Raw genomic sequence first — 19,888 nt, 5'->3', positions numbered from 1 at the left:
ACGCAGCAGTGCGCCTCGTGGCGGACAGTGACCGCCCTTGGACGTGCGCGAAGCGCTGATGGTCTCACACCCCCGAGCCGGACTCAGGTATGTCCGATCTCACACAACTAAACCGAGCGCTGATCAGCCTACGGACGAGACGAACGCCACCAGCGCGCTCGTGGCTTCTCAGAAAATCGCCCGAACCAGAGCGCCGACCACCGCGGTGGCGGCGATACCGAGGCAGCCCAGGCCGATGCCCACCGTCGCCGCGAGAGATCCCCGCTGGCGCCGGCGGCGAAGCTGCCATCGGGCGACGAGGCCCAGCACCACCGCGGCGACACTGCCCACCCCGAAGATCCACAGAATGCCCAGCGCGAGGGAGAGCAACGCGCAGAGGTTCCACTGCTCAAGCAGCCCTGCCAGCATCAGCCGCACTCCGGCAGGACGCGCGGCCGCAGCCCCCGGGGACGCACCAGCGGTCGGGGACGCACCAGCGGTCGGGTAGCCGGCCCCGGGCGGCGCCGGGGGACGCGATTCCGGGGGAAATGCCCCCGTGCCCCTCGCCGCGGGCCACGACCGTGGATCCGGTGGTGCTCCCGGAGGCATCGGGTCAGCCGGGCGAAAGGTGGGATCGGCCGACCCCCGGGAGCCAGGCGCACCGGGACGAGCCGCTTCCCAGCGCTCGCGCGTGCCGTCGGCGCCCGAGCCAGCCCAGGCCGGCGGCGCGGCCAGGGGACTGGACACCTGCGGCTTCCGTGGCACCGGTTGCACCGGCTGCACCGGCGGTACGGGCTGCGCCGGCTGTATGGGCTGCACGGGCTGCCCCGGATGGCCTGGCGGGACCGGATGGCCTGGCGGGACCGGCCGGGACGGGCTGCCCGGCACGCTCGGACCTCGCCGGGCCACCCCCGGGCCGGACGTCGCGCGGAAGGCCGACGCCGGCGGCGGCGGACCGAACGGGCCGGGCCCCTGCGGCGACGATCCCGCCGGCGAGCCACCAGTCACCGGGCGTTCCGCCCGACGATGCTCGCCACCCGGCCGCGGTGGCGTCGGCGCCTCCGGGATGCCGAATGCCGGGGACGGGCCGGTCCAGGTCTGCTCCAGGATCGATCCGGCCGCCCGGTCGGCCTCGGCCACGCCGCGGACCTCGTGCCCGACGAGTGCGGCGAGCAGGCTCGCTGGAACAGGCCTGTCCCGCGCCTCCTTGGACAGCGCCCGGGCGACCAGCTCGCGGAGGTACCCCGGCAGTCCGTCGATGTCGGGATCGTCGCGCTGGACGCGCTGCGCCAGCAGGTCGGGGGCGTCGGCGTGGAAGGGATGGCGCCCCGTCGCCGCGTAGGTCACGCAGCTTGCCCAGGCGAAGACGTCCGCGGATGTTCCGGCCGACTCACCGCGCATCTGCTCGGGCGCCATCCAGGCCAGGGTGCCGATGACATGGCCGCTCCTGGTCAGGGTGGCACTGTCGGTGAGCTGGGCGATACCGAAGTCGATGACCTTGGGGCCGTCCCAGGCGAGCAGGATGTTCGAGGGCTTCAGGTCCCGGTGGACGACGCCCGCCGCGTGGATCGCCACCAGCGCGTCGGCGAGGCCGACCGCGAGGCCACGGACCAGATGGGGTTCCAGCCGGCCGCGCCGACGGACCGCGTCGGCCAGGTTCACGCCTTCGACGTACTCCGTCACCATCCACGGCTGGGACGCGGTCGTGTCCGCGTCGAGGACGCTGGCCACGGCGCCGCCGCGGACCCGCAGCGCGGCCCGCACCTCCCGCTCGAAGCGGGAGCGGAACTCCTCGTCCTCTGACAGCTCGGCGGCCGCGACCTTCACGGCGACCGGTTCGGAAGCGGGCGTGAAACCCAGGTAGACAGTCCCCATGCCGCCGGCGCCGATCCGGTTGTGAAGCCGATACCGACCGACTTGCCGCGGGTCTTCCTCCGTCAGCGGTGTGAGCATGACTCCCCTCTACCTGGCCCTGTATCCGGCCGTTGTCCGGCCCGCGCGATGTGACCGCTCCAGGAGCAGAGCAGACCAGACTATTCCGAACCATATGACGCTCGACGACGCGGTCCGCGACTAGCAGCGACAATCTCGTCCGCCCAGCGCCGAGGATCCAGAAGGCTCGCTGAGAGGCTCACTCCGGACGGCCCAGCACGGCCCCGAGGCAGCACGGGTGTGGGCGAGAGCGATCCCACACGTCAGCGCGCCGCCGGCCCCCGCGCCGGTGAAGATCTGTGGCTATGGCGCGACGCGAGACGACCACGCCGCCCCGGGACTGGCGGCATGACCTGCTGGCCGAGGTGGTCCGCCAGCCGGGTGGCCCGGCGGCGCCCAACCGCCTGGGCTGGCCGGACTACGACGGCCGCCCGGCAATGTGGTGGGGCGCCGGCCCCGTCGAGGGTGTACCGGCCGTGGTCGCGGTCTGGGACTTCACCATCCACGGCGGCAGCTTCGGCGAGGCGGACGCGACCGCGTTCACCGCGGCGGTGAACGCGGCCATCGCGGCCCGCCGGCCGCTCGTGTCGCTCGTGCGAAGTGGCGGAACCCGGCTGCAGGAAGGCGTCGCCGGCCTGGTCGGCCTGGCCCGGGTGTCCATCGCGCTCGGCCAGCTGGCCGCGGCGGGTCTCGGGCACATCGCCGTCTCCGACCAGCCCACCACCGGCGGCATGTGGGTGACTGTCGGCTCCCAGGCCGATCTGCGCTGCGCGGTCCTCGGCGCGACCGTTGGCTTCTCCGGGCCCAGAGTCGTGGCGGCCGTGACCGGCACGCTTCCGCCCAGCGACAGCCACACGGCACTGGCCGCCGCGGCCGCCGGCCTGGTGGACGCCGCCGTGGAGCCGTCGGCCGTGGCCAGCTGGCTCGGCCACGCACTGCGCGCGGTCGCACCACCCGATCGGGCTCCCGGCGGCCAGGCTCCCGCCGATCGGACATCCACCAGCCAGACGTCCACCGATCTGACACCCACCGATCTGACATCCACTGATCGGGCACCCGCCGATCGGGCACCCGCCGATCGGGCACCCGCCGGCCGGGCACCGCTCGCGGGTGAGGCACCGGGCCCGCGCCGGAGCGGCTGGGAGCAGGTGCTGGCGGCCAGGGAGGGGCCGCGCCGACCCGCCGGAGTGATCCTGGCCGACCTGCTGGCGGCCGGCGTCGACCTGGTTGGGCCGGACCGGACGGTGCGGGCCCGGATCGGGCTGCTGCCCACGGGGCTCGCGGCCGTGGGCGTGGCGGTGGCCGCGCAGCGCGGTGGTGCGCCAGGGCCGGACGGCTACCGCCTGCTCTCGAGGGCGGCCGGTCTCGCGGGCAGGCTCAGCCTGCCGTTGCTGACCCTGGTTGACACCCCGGGTGCGGCCTGCGGACCGGCCGCCGAGGCCGCGGGAATCGCGCCCCAGATCGGCGCGGCCATGGCGGCGGTGCTCACCTGTCCCTCCCCGACCATCTCGATCATCGTCGGTGAGGGCGGCTCCGGCGGGGCGCTCGCGGCGGCCTGTGCCGATGTCGTCCTGGTTTCGCCGGACGGGTACCTGACCGCATTGGCGCCCGAAGGTGCGGCCACGACCCTGCGCATCAACCTCGCGGCGGCGGCGGACAGCGCGGGGCTGCGGCCCGACGACCTGCTCGCCCTGGGTTTCGCCGATGCCGTCCTGGAGCGCTGTGACGCTGACCTGCCCGGGCTGGCACTACGGGTCGCCGATCTTCTGCTCGACCTCACTCTTCGTGACTCGGATGTCCGTCTTGCGGCAAGGCATGACAAATGGTCGACAGGCTTGGTTGGCTTTCAGTAACGTCGTTTGCCCAACCTGCCACGAGGACAGGTCCTCACGAAGGGGACGGTCATCGACACCCGACTGTTCACCCGACTCGGGGCCACGCAGTTCGACGGTGTGAAGGGCCTCATGGTCGAGGCGGCCTGTATCGCGACGCACGCAGCCCTCTACCCGGCTGCCGTGGTCGGGCGGCGCCGCGACGAAGGCCCCACCGACCGCTATCGCCTGGCGGACCTGACCCCGCTCCAACGCGGCCTGATCGTCGGCGATCCGGCGACTGCCGGGACGCCCGTCCTGCTCGTCCACGGCCTGGTGGACAACCGGTCGGTGTTCGCGCGCCTTGAGCGTTCCCTGCGCCGCCGCGGATTCACCACCGTGACCTCGGTGGACGTGCCGTTGTTCGCGACCAGCGTCGAGGCCGCAGCCGTTGCGCTCGCGGCCGCGGTCGAGCAGGCCGTCCGGCGGCACGGCCACCCGGACGTGAACATCGTCGCCCATTCGCTCGGTGGCCTGGTGGCGCGCTACTACGTCCAGCGACTCGGCGGGGACGAGTACGTGCGCACTCTGATCACGCTGGCGTCGCCCCACAACGGCACCCGGCTCGCCAGCCGCCTGCCGAGGGCGGTCGCCTACCGGGTGCTGGCCCAGCTGCGGCCGGGGTCCGCCCTGTTGCAGGAGCTCGCCGAACCGGCCCCGGGCCTTCGCACCAGGTTCGTCGCCGTCGCCGGCGGCCTGGACACGGTGGTGCGACCGGACGAGGCCAGGCTCGACCACCCCGACCTGCACACCGAGAACGTCCTGGTGGACGGCGTCGGGCACCACGGTCTTCCGTTCTGCGGCGCGGTGGCGCAGCTGACCAGCCGTCGGCTCACCCCGGCTCAGCCGACAGCACCAGCCGTACCGGCACCGGCGGCACCCGTAGCGGGAGCGCCGCAGGCAACGGCGGCGACAGGTCTGGCGACGGACCAGCCCGAAAGTGCCACATCTTTACGGCTAGTTGGAACTATCTGCCAGAAAGAGACGGTGTAACCTCCTCATCGGTTTAAGGGCCCTCCCACCCGGCTGGTTCGTCCGACGGGTGCCTTGTGACCAGGGGAGTGCGTGTTGACACGACCGCCGTTCCCGAGATCCGAGCACGGAACGCACCCACGTCGGAGCGCCTCAGTCGCCGACGAGTGGGACGAGTCCGTACCCGGAAGATCGGGTTTCGTCTCCGTACAGCTGCGACGTACGGGCGCCGCCACCGCGGTCGTCTCGACCATCGGCCTCGTGCTCATCAATGCCACCGGCATCGCGCATTCCGAGACCACGGCCCAGCACCAGCCGGGACGGACCGGCAGCACGCTGGCGGCGTCCGCGAGCGGAGCATCGGCGGGCCAGTCCGGCACCGTGCAGGTCGTGTCCACGGCGGGCGCGGATGATCTGAGCGGGCCGATCGACACCGAGGTGTCCGACGACCAACGCCGGATGGCCGAGCTGCTCGAGGCGAAGGACCTGGTCGCCACCCGGGTGGCAGCCGTCGCACTGGCCCAGCGCGACGCCGCGGCCGCCGCGGAGGCGGAACGGGTGGCGGCGGCACGTTGGGTTCGCCCGATCGAGGCCCGCGTCACCCAGGGATTCGGCGGCTCGAACCACCACATCGGCGTGGATTTCGGCGCTCCCCACGGAACGACCATCCACGCGGCACACCGCGGGACGATCATCTACGCGGGCTGGGAGACCGGCTACGGAAACTTCGTGCAGATCATGCACGAGAACAACGTGGTGACCAGCTACGGCCACATGTCACGCATCGACGTCCGGGTCGGCCAGGAGGTCGACACCGGCGAGCAGATCGGCCTGGAGGGGAACACCGGCAAATCCACCGGCCCGCATCTGCACTTCGAGGTCCGCCTCAACGGGCAGTACGGGACGAAGGTCGACCCCCTCGCCTGGCTCGCGGGCCACGGGGTCACGTACTGAGCCGTGCCCCCGACCCCGCTGCCGCCCGCGCTGGGCGCGGCAGCACGGGGGCCGGGGCCGCGTGGCCGGAGGCCTCGGCTCAGAGCTTCTCCACCGGCGCGTACCGCAGCAGGAGATCCTTCGTCCCGGTGTCGGAGCCAAAGTCGATCTTGGCCTGGCGGGAGTCACCGACCCCGCTCGTCGCGACGACGACCCCGAGGCCGAACGTGTCGTGGGTGACCCGGTCGCCGGGATTCAGGTCGATGATCGGGCGCGCGGCCGGCCGGGAGCTTTTCGCCCCGAACGGGGAGTTCACCGGCCTCGCACCGGCGCCACCGAAGCCGCCTGCCCCGCTCGAGCCCGCGCCCGAGCCGGCGAAGCGCCCGCTGTTGGTGGTCGGAGCCGGCTCGGGCAGCCGGCGCCATTCGACGAGCGCATCCGGAACCTCGCCGAGGAACCGGGAGGGCGGGTTGTAGGCCGGCTGCCCCCAGGCGCTGCGGACCTGGGCCCGGGTGAGGTACAGCCGTGCCCTGGCCCGGGTGACGCCCACATACGCCAGCCGCCGTTCCTCCTCCAGCTCGGTCGGATCCCCGAGCGTGCGCAGGTGTGGGAAGACGCCGTCCTCCAGCCCGGTGAGGAACACGACCGGGAACTCCAGGCCCTTCGCGCTGTGCAGCGTCATCAGCGTGACGACGCCGTCGGAGCCGTCGTCGTCGGGGATCTGGTCCGCGTCCGCGACGAGCGAGACCTGCTCCAGGAACTCGGCCAGGCTGCCGTCGGGACGCCGTTCGGTGAACTCCTGGACCACCCCGACGAGCTCCCGCAGGTTCTCGACCCGCCCCTGGGCCTCGATGGTGTCCTCCGCGACGAGCTCGGAGAGATAGCCCGTCCGCTCCAGCACCGCCTCGATCACGGCCAGTGGGCCGCTCGGCAGCAGGTCACGCAGATCGCCCAGCAGCGCCACGAAGTCCCGGACCGACCGGGCCGATCTGGTCGCCACCCCGGGCACCTCGTCCACCCGGGCGAGCGCGTCGGCGAACGGGATGCGCTCGCGCTCCGCGAAGGCCGAGATCATCGCCTCGGCGCGGTCACCGATCCCGCGGCGCGGAACGTTGAGAATCCGCCGCAGGTTCACCGTGTCCGTCGGGTTCGCCAGCACCCGCAGGTAGGCGAGCAGGTCACGGATCTCGCGGCGCTCGTAGAACCGGACGCCGCCGACCACCCGGTACGGCAGCCCGACCCGGATGAAGATCTCCTCGAACACTCGGCTCTGGGCGTTCGTCCGGTAGAAGACCGCCACATCGGCCGGCCGGGCGAGCTTGTCGTCGCTGAGCCGGTCGATCTCCTCCGCGACGAAGGCTGCCTCGTCATGCTCGTTGTCGGCGACGAAGCCGACGATCCGCTCCCCGTCACCGGCATCCGACCACAGGCGCTTCGCCTTGCGCTGGGCGTTGCGCGCGATCACCGCGTTCGCCGCGGAGAGGATCGTCTGGGTGGACCGGTAGTTCTGCTCCAGCAGGATGACGGCCGCGTTCGGGTAGTCCTGCTCGAACTCGACGATGTTGCGGATGTTCGCCCCGCGGAAGGCGTAGATCGACTGGTCGGCGTCCCCGACCACGCACAGCTCCGCCGGCGGCAGGGCGCCGGAGGCGGGGACCGGACCGCCACCGCCGTGCTCCGCTCCCGCCAGCCCGGCAGCGTCCTCGCCGCCCGTGCCGTGCTGGCCCACCGCCGCCGGCTCGGCCCCCGCCCCCGTGCTCCCGGCCGGACCAGGGCGGCCGACCAGCTCGCGGACGAGGACGTACTGGGCGTGGTTGGTGTCCTGGTATTCGTCGACAAGCACGTGGCGGAACCGCCGCCGGTAGTGCTCGGCGACGTCGGGGAACGCCTGGAGCAGGTTGACCGTCATCATGATCAGATCGTCGAAGTCCAGCGCGTTCGCCTGTGCGAGCCGCTGCTGGTAGGAGCCGTACACCTCGGCGACGGTTCGCTCGATGTGGCTCGCGGCCCGGTCCCGGGCGGTCTCCCAGTCGACGAGCTCGTTCTTCAGAGCACTGATCGCCACCGCGAGCGCCTTGGCGGTGTGGCGCTTGGGGTCGAGGTCGAGATCGCGGGTGACCAACGTGAGCAGGCGCTGGGCATCCGCCGCGTCGTAGATGGAGAAGGAGGAGGCGAACCCGAGCCGCGCCGCCTCCGAACGGAGAATGCGCACGCAGGCCGAGTGGAACGTGCTCACCCACATCGCTCTGGCCCGCCCGCCGACGAGCGCCTCGACGCGCTCCTTCATCTCCCCCGCGGCCTTGTTCGTGAACGTGATCGCGAGAATCTCGCCCGGCCGCACGCCACGCGCCGCGAGCAGATAGGCGATGCGGTGGGTCAGCACCCGGGTCTTGCCCGAGCCCGCACCGGCGACGACGAGCAACGGCGCGCCCGCGTGCACCACCGCCGCGTGCTGCTGCGGGTTGAGCCCCTCCAGCAGTTCGCCCGGGTCGAGCCGAGGCGGCCTGGGGCGACCCGCCCCGGCCTCGAGCACCGCCGGGCCGAAGCCGCCCGACGCCCGACCGCCGCCGGCGGCCCCGCCGCGCGCCGCACCGCCGGCCGCCGCGCCCTCCCGCGAGCCCGCGCCGCCAAGGGGTGCCAGACCGTCGACCAGCGATTCAGGGCCAAAGGTGTCGTCGAAAAGAGTGCTCATCAGACCTCGATCGTACGTTCGACGGACGAACCGCCCGACGCGGTGGCCAGCTCAACCACAGCGCCATGATGCCGGGCGGGTCCGACACTTCCATGCCCGGCCCGCGGGTCGGCGTTCGGGTCCGGACGCTTTCACCCAGACGCTTTCACCCGGACGCGGTCACCCAGGCGCGGTCACCCAGGCGTGTTCGTCCGAGCGCCCGCGGACGCGCCGGCCGCGAGCGCGGCCACCCTGGTGTCCACCGCGGGGTCGAGATTGCCGCCGGAGAGCACGACCGCCGTGACACCGCCCGCGAGTTCGGGCATCCGCAGCAGGGCCGCGACACCGGCGGCTCCCGCTGGCTCCACCCGGTGGCCCGACCGCCGCAGCGCGACCATCGCCTCCCAGAACGCGTCCTCGTCGACCGTGACGACGTCGTCCACCAGCCGTTCGGCGAGTGCCAGGGTAAGCCGGCCGGGCGCGCCGACCGCCATGCCGTCGGCCACTGTTCCCGTGGCTGCCCCGGCCTGGCCGGCATCGGTGCCGGAGCCCGCGCCGGTACCGGCAGCGCCCGGTGGGACGACGAGACGGCGGCCGGTGTGAAAGGACGACGCGAACGCCGGCGCGGCGGCCGCCTGGACGCCGATCACGCGGACGTCCGGCCGCAGGCCCCTGAGCACCACAGCCAGACCACTCAGCAGACCCCCACCACCGACCCCGACGATCACTGTCGAGAGCTCCGGCACCTGCTCCAGGAGCTCCAGCCCGATCGTTGCCTGGCCCGCGATGACAGCCACGTCGTCGAACGGGTGGACCAGCAGGCCACCGCTGGCGGCGGCGTAGGCGTCGGCGGCTCGCAGCGCGGCGTCGACGCCCCCCGGTACGTGCTCGACGCGGGCGCCCAGCGCGCGGGTACGCGCGACCTTGGCCGGGTTCGCACCTTCGGGCACGAAGATGGTCGCGGCGACGCCGAAACGAGCCGCCGCGAAGGCGACGCCCTGGGCGTGGTTGCCGGCGCTCGCCGCGACGACTCCCCGCGCGCGTGCCCGCGGCCCCGCGGTCGCGATCCGGTTGAACGCGCCCCGCAGCTTGAAGGAACCGGTGTGCTGCTCGTGCTCGCACTTGAGCCAGACCGGCGCACCGACATGCCCGGTCAGACTCCCGGCCGCCGGCACGACCCGGGTACGGCGCGCCACACCGCCCAGCCGCCCGGCGGCCGCGGTGACCTCGGCGAGATCGACCGGCAGGCCGGAAACGCCAGAGCGGACAGGAGCGCCGGACAGGCCGAAGCTGCCAGCCAGCCCAGCGGTACCAGCCAGCCCAGCGGTACCAGCCAGCCCAGCGGCGCCGGCCAGCCCCGAGCTGCCTGCCAGGCCAGCCGGGCGCAGCCCGGCCACGTCACAACCGCGGGCTCGGGGAGCGGTACGCCCACCGGACGGGCGGCGGGCGGGCAGCGTGCCTCGGGCGCGTTCCGGTGCCGGCACGGCTGACTGCGGACTGATCCGGGCGAGGGCCCCCGCTGCCCCGCCCTGGCGTTCTCCGGCGCCGTCGGCGTCGGTCGGGTCGTCCGCGCGGGACGACCCGGCGCCATCAGCCGGCGGCCTTCTTACGGATGGTGATGTCATCGACACTCTCCTGGCGGCTCGGCGGCCACCTCACCCCTGCGTGCGGCCGCGGCAAACAAAAAAGCCCCCCGCCGATGGGCGGAAGGGCTTGGCGCGCGACCCTCTCGGGCGGTCGCGCGCCTACGTAATCACCATGAGGAACAGCGGCACACCTCCAGAGTGCGCCGCGGCGCGGACGTAGTCAAACCGGCCGGCCGGCAGGGGACGCTTCGCCCGGGCGACAGAGCCGTCCGCGACCAGCCCGACACCGGGCGGTTCCACTCCGACGGGATCGCCGTTGTGAGCCGAAGACAGCACCTCATACTCCACTAAATATCCGTAATGTCCGGTTCGTTATGTTCCCCGCGGTGAATCGCCGGATCGCTTCGGCGGTTTATCGCCACCGAGCGGCAACTCCCCGACACAAAACACCGGCCGCCGGGATCGTATGAAGTCGCCTCGAACATCCGAGCCGGAATACCATCCGCCAGCGCACCCAAACCTATGTCTCGACCGAGTGCGGGTGGCTCACGATGGCACCGGACTAGGCCGGACAAGGTCTATGAAGTCCGCACCGAGGTCAACCCCCGGAGAGCCTCCAGACGGACATCTGCGGAATGCATCGGCGCCCATGCGTCATGCCGACGGGCCACTGCGAACCCACAAACAGTCACGAAACGACACAAAACCAACGACGATCGACACCCGACCGCAATATTGGGACATGTAACCCCCAACACCTGACGCCAAGGCCGCCCACCAGCGGTCCAGCGGTGTAGCCGGCGGACCGCCGGCCACACCGAAACCGATCGCCTTTACTCCCACTCAATCGTGCCGGGCGGCTTCGACGTGATGTCGTAGACGACCCGGTTCACCTGCGGCACCTCGTTGACGACCCGGTTGCTGATGCGCTCCAGCAACGCGGCGGGCAGCCGAGCCCAGTCGGCCGTCATCGCGTCCTCACTGGTCACGGCACGAAGTACCACCGGGCAACCGTAGGTCCGCTCGTCGCCCTGGACCCCCACCGATCGAACATCCGCGAGCAGCACCGCGAAGACCTGCCAGATCTCGCGGTCGAGCCCGGCCCGGCGGATCTCCTCCCGGACCACCGCGTCGGCGGCACGCACGATGTCGAGCCGCTCGGGCGTCACCTCGCCGATGATCCGCACGGCGAGCCCGGGCCCGGGGAAAGGCTGGCGCCAGACGATCTCCTCGGGGAGCCCGAGTTCCTCACCTAGGTGGCGGACCTCGTCCTTGAAAAGCGTGCGCAGTGGCTCGACCAGCGCGAACTGCAGGTCGTCGGGAAGGCCACCGACATTGTGGTGGGACTTGATCTTTGCCGCGGTCGGCGAGCCCGACTCGATGACGTCGGGATACAGCGTGCCCTGCACAAGGAATCCGATCCTGGCGCCCTCGGCCTCGGCCCGCGCGTCGAGCTCGCGTGCGGCCTCCTCGAAGACCCGGATGAACTCGCGGCCGATGATCTTCCGCTTCTGCTCGGGATCGATGACACCGGCCAGCGCCGCGGCGAACCGGTCGGCCGCCTTCACATGCACCAGTTCGACGCCGGTCGAGGCGACGAAGTCGCGTTCGACCTGCTCGGCCTCCCCCGCCCGGAGCAGGCCGTGGTCGACGAACACGCAGGTCAACGCATCCCCGACGGCCCGCTGCACCAACGCGGCCGCCACCGCCGAGTCGACGCCGCCAGACAGACCGCAGATGAGGCGTCCGCTGCCCACCTGCTTGCGCACCGCGGCGACCGCCTCGTCGACGATGTTGAGCATCGTCCAGGACGGCCGGCATCCCGCTCCCGCGAGCAGGAAGTGACGCAGGACGTCCATCCCCCGCTCGCTGTGGACGACCTCGGGATGGAACTGCACGCCGTAGAGGCGACGATCGGGATCCTCGAACGCCGCGACCGGCGTCGACGGGGTCGAGGCGGTCACCCTGAACCCGGGGGGCGCCGCCGTCACCGAGTCACCGTGGGACATCCACACCTGCTGGGAGACGGCGAGCCCGTCGAAGAGCACTCCGGGGTCGCTCACCTGCAGGCGGGTCGCCCCGTACTCGGCGGTGCCGGTACGCGCGACCGTCCCCTCCAGCGCCTGGGCCATCACCTGGTGGCCGTAGCAGATCCCGAGGACCGGGATCCCGGCGGAGAAGAGGGCCGGATCGACCCGCGGGGCGCCCGGCGAGTAGACCGACTTCGGGCCACCCGAAAGGATCAACGCTGCCGGACGGCGAGCCAGGATCTCCGCGACCGGCATATCCCACGGGACGATCTCCGAGTACACATGGCACTCACGCACACGGCGAGCGATCAACTGGGCGTACTGCGCGCCGAAGTCGATCACAAGAACGGTGTCGTATCCGGGATGTGCATCGGTGGAGCCATAGCTGCCACGAGGTGACTCGTTCACTCATCAAGCCTACGGACGCCGCCGCGGATGCGTGCCGGGTGGCACGCGCCGCCCGGCGGCGGCACATTGGAGGCGTCTTCGGCTCGTCCGGACGAACCGACCGGCGAAGGACTCGCGAAGTCCATGATGCGTGATCCGATCGAAAGGTCCATGAACGTCCTCACCCGCGATCGATGCGGCCAACCCATGGATCAGCTCGACCCACAGTGCCCACCGAGATGGGCATCGGTGACAAACTCGGGCGCAAACCGCCCACAACTGGCCCGTGACCCACAACGGGCGTACGGTGGGCGCCTTTCGGATGCTCACTACGTCCCGCTAAGGTGCGTTGTGAGGGACATCCGGGCCCGATACCGAGCCATCCTGGTACGACCTGTTCCGGGAGGCTGGCGGAGAGGTTGCGAAGGTACGTGCGCAGACAACCGATGGCCAGCAGCACGGGCATGGCCACAGACCAGCCGCCCATGGCTGCCGCTGGTTCGTCCGTGGAAGACAACGGACACCACGGCGACCAGCCCCCGACGCCGCCACGACCGGAACGAGCCGGTGGGCGCGGCCTTCGTCAGACGGTGACCGACCCGACCAACTGGCGGGTACGCACCAAGCTGATCGCGATTCTCGCCGTGCCCGTCGTGGCCATCCTGGTCAACTCCTCGATCCAGGCGGCCTCCGTGCTGACCAGCACTCGGGACGTCAACCGGATCCGCGACCTCATCGAGATCAACCGATCGGCGTCCACCCTCGTCCACGCCCTGCAGGAGGAGCGGACCTACACCGCCGGCAGGATCGCCTCCAGCGGCAGCAGCAGCGGTGGCGGCAGCGGGAGCAGTGCCGTGGCGTCCGTAGCCGCCCGGCAGACGGCGACGAACGACGCGCTCACCAGCTATCAGAACATCGTCAAGCGGCACGAGGGGTCCTTCGGGCCCGAGGTCCGCAACTCGCTGCGTGACACCACCAACGCCCTGGGCCATCTGGCCAACCTGCGCAAGGCCAGCACCACCATGGCGGACCCGAGCTCGGTGCGCGCCGCCTACTCGCCCCTGATCACCTCCCTGATCGATCTGGTGGTCCTGATCCCCCAGGGAAATGACGATCCGGCGCTGCTGCGCAGCGTCAACGCCGCCGACCACCTCGTTCGCGCGAACGAGGAAATCGCGACGACGCAGACCCTCGCGTACAGCGTCATCCTGAGCGCTGATCCATTCTCGACGGATGACTACCGCGAGTTCCTCACCGCTCACTCACAGCGGATCGAGCTGGTCCGCGCGTTCGAGGAAGACGCAACTCCCGCTCAGCTCGCCCGCTTCCGGGAGAAGCTCAACCCCGACGAGAGCCTGGACATCAAGAGCACTGATCTCTACACGGAGCAGATACTCGAGGCCACCACTGGCCAAAAGCTCGCGTCTCCGCCGTCAGAGAAGTGGGCTCGAGCCACCCAGGAATGGATCAACCTCAGCTCCGAGGTGGACGCCACCCTGTTCAACGACATCGATGATCGGGTGGACGAGCTGCGCGGCAGCATTCAGCGCGGCGCACTGCTCTCCGGTCTGCTGATCGTCTTCATTCTCGCCAGCGCCCTGCTGGCGGCCGTGGTCGTCGCCCGGTCGCTGGTCCGGCCGCTGCTCTCGCTGCGAACGGCCGCACTCGACGTCGCCGGCCGCCGGCTGCCCGAGGCCGTCCGCCGACTGCGCGACTCCAGTGATCAGACCCTCAACGACGACGTCGAGCCGATCGGTATCGACTCCGACGAGGAGATCGGTGAAGTCGCGCGGGCGTTCGACGCGGTCCACCGGGAGGCGGTCCGGCTCGCCTCCGAGCAGGCCGTCCTGCGGAACAACGTCAACGCGATGTTCGTGAACCTCTCCCGGCGAAGCCAGGGACTCGTCGAGCGGCAGCTCCGCCTGATCGACGACCTGGAGAACCGTGAGCAGGACCCGGACCAGCTAGCCAACCTCTTCAAGCTCGACCACCTCGCCACCCGTATGCGGCGGAACAACGAGTCGCTGCTGGTTCTCGCGGGCACGGACACCGCGCGGCGGTGGACCCACCCCGTCCCGGTCAACGAGGTCGTCCTCGCGGCCATCTCCGAGGTGGAGCAGTACACCCGGGTGAAGCAGACCGGTGCCGCGCCGGTCTCCATCGCCGGCAGCGGTGTGAGCGACGTCGTCCACCTGATCGCCGAGCTGCTCGAGAACGCCACGTCCTACTCGCCGCCGGTCACGGACGTCCTGGTCTCCAGCCACTCACTCGGCCCGGGTGCCGGCGCCATGATCGAGATCGAGGACCAGGGCATCGGCATGCCCGCGAAGGAGCTCGAGCGGGTCAACGACCGCCTCGCCAACCCGCCGGTCGTCGACGTCTCCGTCTCCCGGACCATGGGTCTGTTCGCCGTCGGCCGGCTGGCCAGCCGGCACGGCATCCGCGTCCAGCTGCGCGAGTCCGCCTCCGGCGGCATCACCGCGGTTGTCCGGCTGCCCGCGAAGCTGGTCACCGGTGACAGCGGTGCCACCCCGAGCGGCCCACGCCCGGCCGCCCTCAGCCCGGGCACGGGTGGTCGGGACGCCGCCGGCAACCCCTCCCTCGCGCCCGCGCGCGGCAACGCCCTTCCCCCCGCCCCCGAGCGCAACGGGCTGGGAGCAGGCCTGCAGACCACGAACTTCAGCCCCGTCGTCGATCCTGCGGCAGCCTCGGCGGCCGGCGGCTCCTCGTACGCGCCTGCCAGCAACGGGCTCGGCCGGGACCCCGGTTTCGGGCAGCCGACGAGCGGGGGCTTCGCCACCCCCGGCGGGGCGTCGCTGTTCGACGGCTCCCGCTCCGACCGGTCCGACCGCTCCGACCGGTCCGACCGCAACGGCCAGTACGCGCGTGACCCTCGCGGCTACCGGGACAACACCTCTGACCGGGCTCCCGCCGGTGCCGAACCAGGCGGCGGCGACTCGACCGGCGCCTACCCGATGCACGGGCGCGGCCCGGAGGACTCCGGCGAGTTCTCCCTGGAGGCCCTCAACTCCGGTCCGCTTCCGCTGCCCTACCGCGACGGCGCCGGCTACGGCGGGCCACACTCCGGCGAGCAGCCCCGCGCCTACGCGCCTCCAACGGGGCGACGTGAGCTGGAGCAGGCACCGGAGCCCGGCCCGGACCTCGCCGACACCGGTGGCTTCTCCACGGACACCGGCGGCTACTCCCTCGACACCGGTGGCTTCTCCACGGACACCGGCGGCTTCCCCCTCATGGATGGCCGCTACGACGAGGCACCGCCGTCCGGTCCGCTGCCCGTCGGGCCGGTCACCGGCCCCACCCAGATGTACAGCGAGCCGGACACCGACGCTCTGCAGCGGCCGGGCGGGGTCTTCAACCGGGCGCCCAGCCGACCCAGCCCCGAACCGAACGACGCGTTCCCCCAGACCGGCCCGAACCTCGCCGCGGCCTTCCGGAGCAACCGGGGGGTGGACCCGACGCAGAGCGGCCCGCTCGCCCGGACCGCCTTCGGGCGCGGAGAGGACACCGGCGAGATCGTCGCGGACGAGCAGGAGGGGGATGACGCCCTCACCACGCCGATCTTCGATTCGGTCTCGGCCTGGTTCCAGCGCCGGACGCCCGAGCCCGCCGACGGCGCGGCCAACGGCCAGCAGGCCCCGGTCCGGCCGGGCCCGGTCCGCGGTCAGGGCCCGGCCCGACCGGCGGCCGCATCGGTGTCGGGGACGCCTCTGCCACGGCGGCCCCAGCCGCAGGCACCAGCCCGCCCGGGTATGCCACCGGCGGCCGCACCGCGGGTACCGACGCGGGGCGAACCCCTTCTCGAATCCCCCGCTCGGGGGATGCGCCGCCCAGGGGCCGGGATTCCGGCACCCGCGGCGGCACAGGCGCCGCGGCCGATGCCGCAGACCGGGCCGCAGCGCCTGACCCCCACCGGGCCGGCCGCCGGCCAGACCGCCGACGGCTCCTGGTCTTCCGCGGGTGACGAGGGCTGGAAGGCCGCGGAGCAGCTCCGTCAGCCCAGCACCGGCGGCACCACACGGTCCGGACTTCCGGTTCGAGTTCCCATGACCCATCTCGTGCCCGGCAGCGCCGAACCAGCGCCCCGCCGGCGTCCCCCCGAGCCGACGACACGCTCGCCAGAGGCTGTCGGTGGACGGCTCGCCAGCTTCTACCAGGGCGTGCGGCAGGGACGTGATGTCGGAGTCGACACCACGAGGAACCCCCGACGTGACGCGCAGGAGGAACGGTGACACCCGTGAGTACCGAGGCTCAGAACCTCAACTGGTTGATCAACAACTTTGTTGACCGGGTTCCGGGCGTCGCCCACACCGTGGTGGTTTCCGCCGACGGACTGTTGTTGGCTGTTTCGGACGGTTTCCCCCGGGACCGGGCCGACCAGCTCGCCGCGGTCGCTTCTGGGCTGGTGAGCCTCACCGGCGGCGCCGCCCGGGTGTTCGAGGCCGGAGCCGTGACGCAGACCGTCGTCGAGATGGAACTCGGCTTCCTGTTCATCATGGCCATCAGCGACGGGGCCAGCATGGCGGTACTCGCCGCGCCGTCCTGTGACATCGGCCTGGTCGGCTACGAGATGGCATTGCTCGTCACCCGTGCCAAGGACGTCCTCACGCCGGCTCTGCGAGCCGAGCTGCAGGGAACGCTTCCGCGGTGAATGTGGGTAGGTCCAGGGAGTCAGGGTGAGCATCGATCCCGAGAACGCGCCCGGACCGGTCGTCCGCCCCTACGCGATGACCGGTGGGCGGACTCGGTCCCGTTACGAGCTCGCCATAGAGGCACTCGTCTTCACAACCCCGCTCGGTGAGGAGCGGGCACTAAGCCTCAACCTGGAGCAGCAGACCATCGCTGCCATGTGCCGGCAGGTGCGGTCAATCGCTGAGATCGCCGCCGGTCTGAGGGTGCCTCTCGGGGTCGCCCGCGTCCTGGTAGGCGACATGGCGGACGAAGGCTTCGTCCGCGTCCACCAGCAGCCGGACCGCGATGAGGCGCCGGATCTCGCGTTGCTCGAAAGGGTTCTCAGTGGCCTTCGAAAGCTCTGACCACAGACGGGTCAACTCCGCCGTCGCCACCACATCGGTCAAGATCGTGGTGGCGGGCGGGTTCGGCGCCGGCAAGACGACGTTCGTGGGCTCCGTGTCCGAGATCGTCCCGCTGCGCACCGAGGCCGTCATGACCGAGGCCGGCGCACACGTCGACGACCTCACTCATCTCGTTGACAAGACCACCACGACCGTGGCGATGGACTTCGGCCGTGTCTCCCTGGACGAGGACCTGATCCTCTATCTGTTCGGGACCCCCGGGCAGTACCGGTTCTGGTTCATGTGGGACGACATCGTCCGGGGTGCGATCGGCGCGATCGTGCTGGCGGACACCCGGCGCCTCGCGGACTGCTTCGCGGCGGTCGACTACTTCGAGCAGCGTCAGCTTCCCTTCGTCATCGGGGTGAACTGCTTCGACGGTGTCCTTCGGCACTCCATCGAGGATGTGCGGGAGGCGCTGCAGATCAGCCAGGCCGTTCCGATCATCACCTGCGACGCGCGTAACCGCGACTCGACCAAGAGCGCGCTGATCGCCGTCGTCGAGCACACGATGTCACGCGCGGCGGCGCGGACCTGACCCGCGGCCAGCGGTTTCGCGGGCCCGGTGCCCGGCACTGACAACGGCGTGGGGGCGCTCCCGTGATCGGGAGCGCCCCCACGCCGTTGTCGTGGACGTCGCGAATGGTGGAAAGCGGACGAGCGGAAAACCGACCTGGGGGCGGTGGGCCGCGGCTCGGTGAAGCCGCGGCCCGCCGCCCCCAGTCAGCTGTAGTCCACCGGTCAGGTGTTCATGCTCTGCAGGTCGACCATCCCGGTGCTGTCGGAATCCGCGGCGAGATTCAGCCCGTTGGCCTCGACGACATGCAGGGCGTAGGGGACGCTGGAGGACTGCTGCTTCGTCCACTTCCCGCCGGCCAGCGGAACTGTCGCGACGTTCTTGGGGATTCCGGTGTTCGGGGCGTTGTTGAAGCTGACGTTGCCGACGATCGTGCTCGCCTGCACTCCGGCGATCGCTGCGGCAACCGCACTGCGGTCATCGATGGAGTCGACGCTCTCGAGCGCCTGCGCGACGATCTCGAACAGTGCATGGATGAAACCGAGTGGCTGGGACCAGGTGCCCATGTCGAACTCGTTGGCCAGTTCCTCGGCCGTCCGCTTCGTCAGATAGCTGCGGTACTGGAACTTGGGCGACCAGCCGACCTCTGTCGTGAACCCGTCGGCCGCGAGACCGAGCGCCTCCACATCCGTCGGGAAGAGGAGGGTGCTTGACAGGGTGACGATGTGCGGTTTGTAGTCCTTCTCGTTGAGCAGTTTCCAGAAGGCCGAGAAGTCGGTGATGCTCGGGTTGCCGGCGATTATCGACACCTTGTTGGAGACGATACCGTTGACGAACTCGCCGAACGACTGGTCGCCGACGTTGTAGCGGTGCGTACCGGCAATCTGAAAACCATCGTCGGTGAGCTTCGACAACCCGTAGACGGAGTTGTTGAAGGCCTCGCCCTCCTGGTTGTTGGGGAGCAGCAGGGCGACGCTGTGCGGGACGTCGAGCGCCCGCCACATCGCCCGGTAGGCCCCCCGGAGCTCCGCCATCCCCCAGTAGACGTGGTACGTCCAAGAGAACGGTGTCTCGGCCTTGCCGCCGCGGCTGTAGAACCACGCCTCCCAGGGCACCGAGGTCGAAAGGCAGGGAACGCCCTGTGCCTCACAGACGTCGGACACCGGGTTCACGTTGTCCGCGCCGCCACCGACCAGCACGATGTCCACGTTGTCGACGAAGATCAGATCGGCCGCGGCCGCGGCCGCACGGTTCCGGTCGGACTGCCCGTCCCGAACGAAGATCTCCACCGGCAGCGTGTTGCGCCCGACCCGGGTGCCGTCGGCGAAGATGGTGTTCATGCTTTCGACGACGTGGGAGTCCACATCGGCGTAGCTTCGCAACGCCCCGGTGCGCGGACTGACCATGCCGATGCGCACCTTACGGGCCTCGCCGCCACCGGAACCGCCGCCACAGGCCGCCAGCAGGGCCGCCGCGGGCGCCGCGGCCGCCGCCATCCCGGCCACCTTGAGAATGCCGCGACGATCAACCAGCCGCCAGCCCTCCGGACGCATCTCGACCCGCGGGGCAGCCTGGACCGGCGGTGCCGTGTCCGGCGCCGATCCGATCGGATCGGGGAGGCCGGCACCTCCGTTGACCGAGACCTCCTGGGCGGCATCCCGCCGCCTGGCACCCGCAACGCGGTCAGACCAGAACATGACACACGATCCTGCCGCATGACCAAAAAATGGAATTCACCGGGTCCATCCCACTCCAACTCCGCCGCGAACGCCAGTGGGCAAGGCGGCCCCTTATGTCGGACTTCTACCGAAAGCCCTCACGGAGGGCAGCAGGCTCGATCCGTGCCGCCAACAATGATCTGTGCCGCGATCCGCGAAGCGCCGATACTCGGCCCTCGCACTCGCATTCCGCACAGCG

The 19,888-nt window shown here is 71.1% G+C and carries 13 protein-coding genes; 7 read left to right on the top strand and 6 right to left on the bottom strand.

Annotated features, from left to right (window positions below; translation table 11 throughout):
* Positions 1 to 168: 168 nt before the first annotated feature.
* Complete coding sequence (locus ACG83_RS34655; RefSeq protein ID WP_054570469.1) at positions 169 to 1,932, bottom strand: protein kinase; 1,764 nt, start codon at positions 1,930 to 1,932, stop codon at positions 169 to 171.
* A 284-nt stretch (positions 1,933 to 2,216) separates the two neighbouring features.
* On the opposite strand from ACG83_RS34655, the gene ACG83_RS34650 reads away from it, so the two are divergent.
* The 3 genes from ACG83_RS34650 to ACG83_RS34640 all read left to right on the top strand — a co-directional run bounded on the left by ACG83_RS34650 (position 2,217) and on the right by ACG83_RS34640 (position 5,708).
* Complete coding sequence (locus ACG83_RS34650) at positions 2,217 to 3,764, top strand: carboxyl transferase domain-containing protein (protein WP_054570468.1); 1,548 nt, start codon at positions 2,217 to 2,219, stop codon at positions 3,762 to 3,764.
* Positions 3,765 to 3,770: 6 nt separating this feature from the next.
* Complete coding sequence (locus ACG83_RS34645) at positions 3,771 to 4,775, top strand: alpha/beta fold hydrolase (RefSeq protein WP_054570467.1); 1,005 nt, start codon at positions 3,771 to 3,773, stop codon at positions 4,773 to 4,775.
* 75 nt (positions 4,776 to 4,850) lie between these two features.
* Positions 4,851 to 5,708 carry a M23 family metallopeptidase gene (locus ACG83_RS34640; RefSeq protein ID WP_054570665.1) on the top strand — a complete coding sequence of 286 codons (858 nt, stop codon included), beginning with the start codon at positions 4,851 to 4,853 and terminating at the stop codon, positions 5,706 to 5,708.
* Positions 5,709 to 5,787: 79 nt separating this feature from the next.
* Here ACG83_RS34640 and pcrA read toward each other — a convergent pair whose 3' ends face one another.
* The 4 genes from pcrA to guaA form a co-directional block, all read right to left on the bottom strand.
* Positions 5,788 to 8,379: a DNA helicase PcrA gene (gene pcrA, locus ACG83_RS34635; RefSeq protein WP_054570466.1), complete on the bottom strand. Its 2,592-nt coding sequence runs from the start codon at positions 8,377 to 8,379 to the stop codon at positions 5,788 to 5,790.
* A gap of 173 nt (positions 8,380 to 8,552) precedes the next feature.
* Entirely contained in the window at positions 8,553 to 9,983 is a 1,431-nt protein-coding gene (locus tag ACG83_RS34630) for a threonine/serine dehydratase (RefSeq protein ID WP_054570465.1), read from the bottom strand.
* A gap of 120 nt (positions 9,984 to 10,103) precedes the next feature.
* Complete coding sequence (locus ACG83_RS45595) at positions 10,104 to 10,280, bottom strand: hypothetical protein (protein ID WP_158230774.1); 177 nt, start codon at positions 10,278 to 10,280, stop codon at positions 10,104 to 10,106.
* A gap of 497 nt (positions 10,281 to 10,777) precedes the next feature.
* The gene (gene guaA, locus ACG83_RS34620) at positions 10,778 to 12,382 is read right to left on the bottom strand and encodes a glutamine-hydrolyzing GMP synthase (protein WP_054570463.1); all 1,605 of its coding nucleotides are present in this window, start codon (positions 12,380 to 12,382) and stop codon (positions 10,778 to 10,780) included.
* A 569-nt stretch (positions 12,383 to 12,951) separates the two neighbouring features.
* Between guaA and ACG83_RS34615 the strand changes: the two genes are divergently transcribed.
* From ACG83_RS34615 to ACG83_RS34600, 4 genes are read left to right on the top strand one after another with little or no spacing between them, the layout of a single operon-like run.
* Positions 12,952 to 16,611 (top strand): nitrate- and nitrite sensing domain-containing protein, encoded by a 3,660-nt coding sequence (locus tag ACG83_RS34615; protein ID WP_235498366.1) that lies wholly within the window; start codon positions 12,952 to 12,954, stop codon positions 16,609 to 16,611.
* The gene (locus ACG83_RS34610; protein WP_006541597.1) at positions 16,608 to 17,030 is read left to right on the top strand and encodes a roadblock/LC7 domain-containing protein; all 423 of its coding nucleotides are present in this window, start codon (positions 16,608 to 16,610) and stop codon (positions 17,028 to 17,030) included. The genes ACG83_RS34615 and ACG83_RS34610 overlap by 4 nt, the downstream gene beginning before the upstream one ends.
* A gap of 25 nt (positions 17,031 to 17,055) precedes the next feature.
* On the top strand, positions 17,056 to 17,415 hold the full coding sequence (locus ACG83_RS34605) for a DUF742 domain-containing protein (protein ID WP_006541596.1): 360 nt from the start codon (positions 17,056 to 17,058) through the stop codon (positions 17,413 to 17,415).
* A complete protein-coding gene (locus tag ACG83_RS34600; protein WP_035952152.1) occupies positions 17,396 to 17,992 on the top strand; it encodes an ATP/GTP-binding protein in 597 nt (198 codons plus the stop codon). The genes ACG83_RS34605 and ACG83_RS34600 overlap by 20 nt, the downstream gene beginning before the upstream one ends.
* A gap of 203 nt (positions 17,993 to 18,195) precedes the next feature.
* Here ACG83_RS34600 and ACG83_RS34595 read toward each other — a convergent pair whose 3' ends face one another.
* Complete coding sequence (locus ACG83_RS34595; RefSeq protein ID WP_054570461.1) at positions 18,196 to 19,668, bottom strand: ABC transporter substrate-binding protein; 1,473 nt, start codon at positions 19,666 to 19,668, stop codon at positions 18,196 to 18,198.
* Between the last annotated feature and the right edge of the window lie 220 nt (positions 19,669 to 19,888).

The organism is Frankia sp. R43 (genome assembly GCF_001306465.1).
GTDB lineage: Bacteria > Actinomycetota > Actinomycetes > Frankiales > Frankiaceae > Parafrankia > Parafrankia irregularis.
The sequence above is the reverse complement of the archived record's forward strand: the minus strand, read 5'-3'. Positions and strand labels throughout refer to the sequence as shown.

Coding starts and splice junctions, on each gene's coding strand:
- ACG83_RS34655 (WP_054570469.1), bottom strand. CDS start 1,932: ATGCTCACACCGCTGACGGAGGAAGACCCGCGGCAAGTCGGTCGGTAT.
- ACG83_RS34650 (WP_054570468.1), top strand. CDS start 2,217: ATGGCGCGACGCGAGACGACCACGCCGCCCCGGGACTGGCGGCATGAC.
- pcrA (WP_054570466.1), bottom strand. CDS start 8,379: ATGAGCACTCTTTTCGACGACACCTTTGGCCCTGAATCGCTGGTCGAC.
- ACG83_RS34630 (WP_054570465.1), bottom strand. CDS start 9,983: ATGACATCACCATCCGTAAGAAGGCCGCCGGCTGATGGCGCCGGGTCG.
- ACG83_RS34595 (WP_054570461.1), bottom strand. CDS start 19,668: ATGTTCTGGTCTGACCGCGTTGCGGGTGCCAGGCGGCGGGATGCCGCC.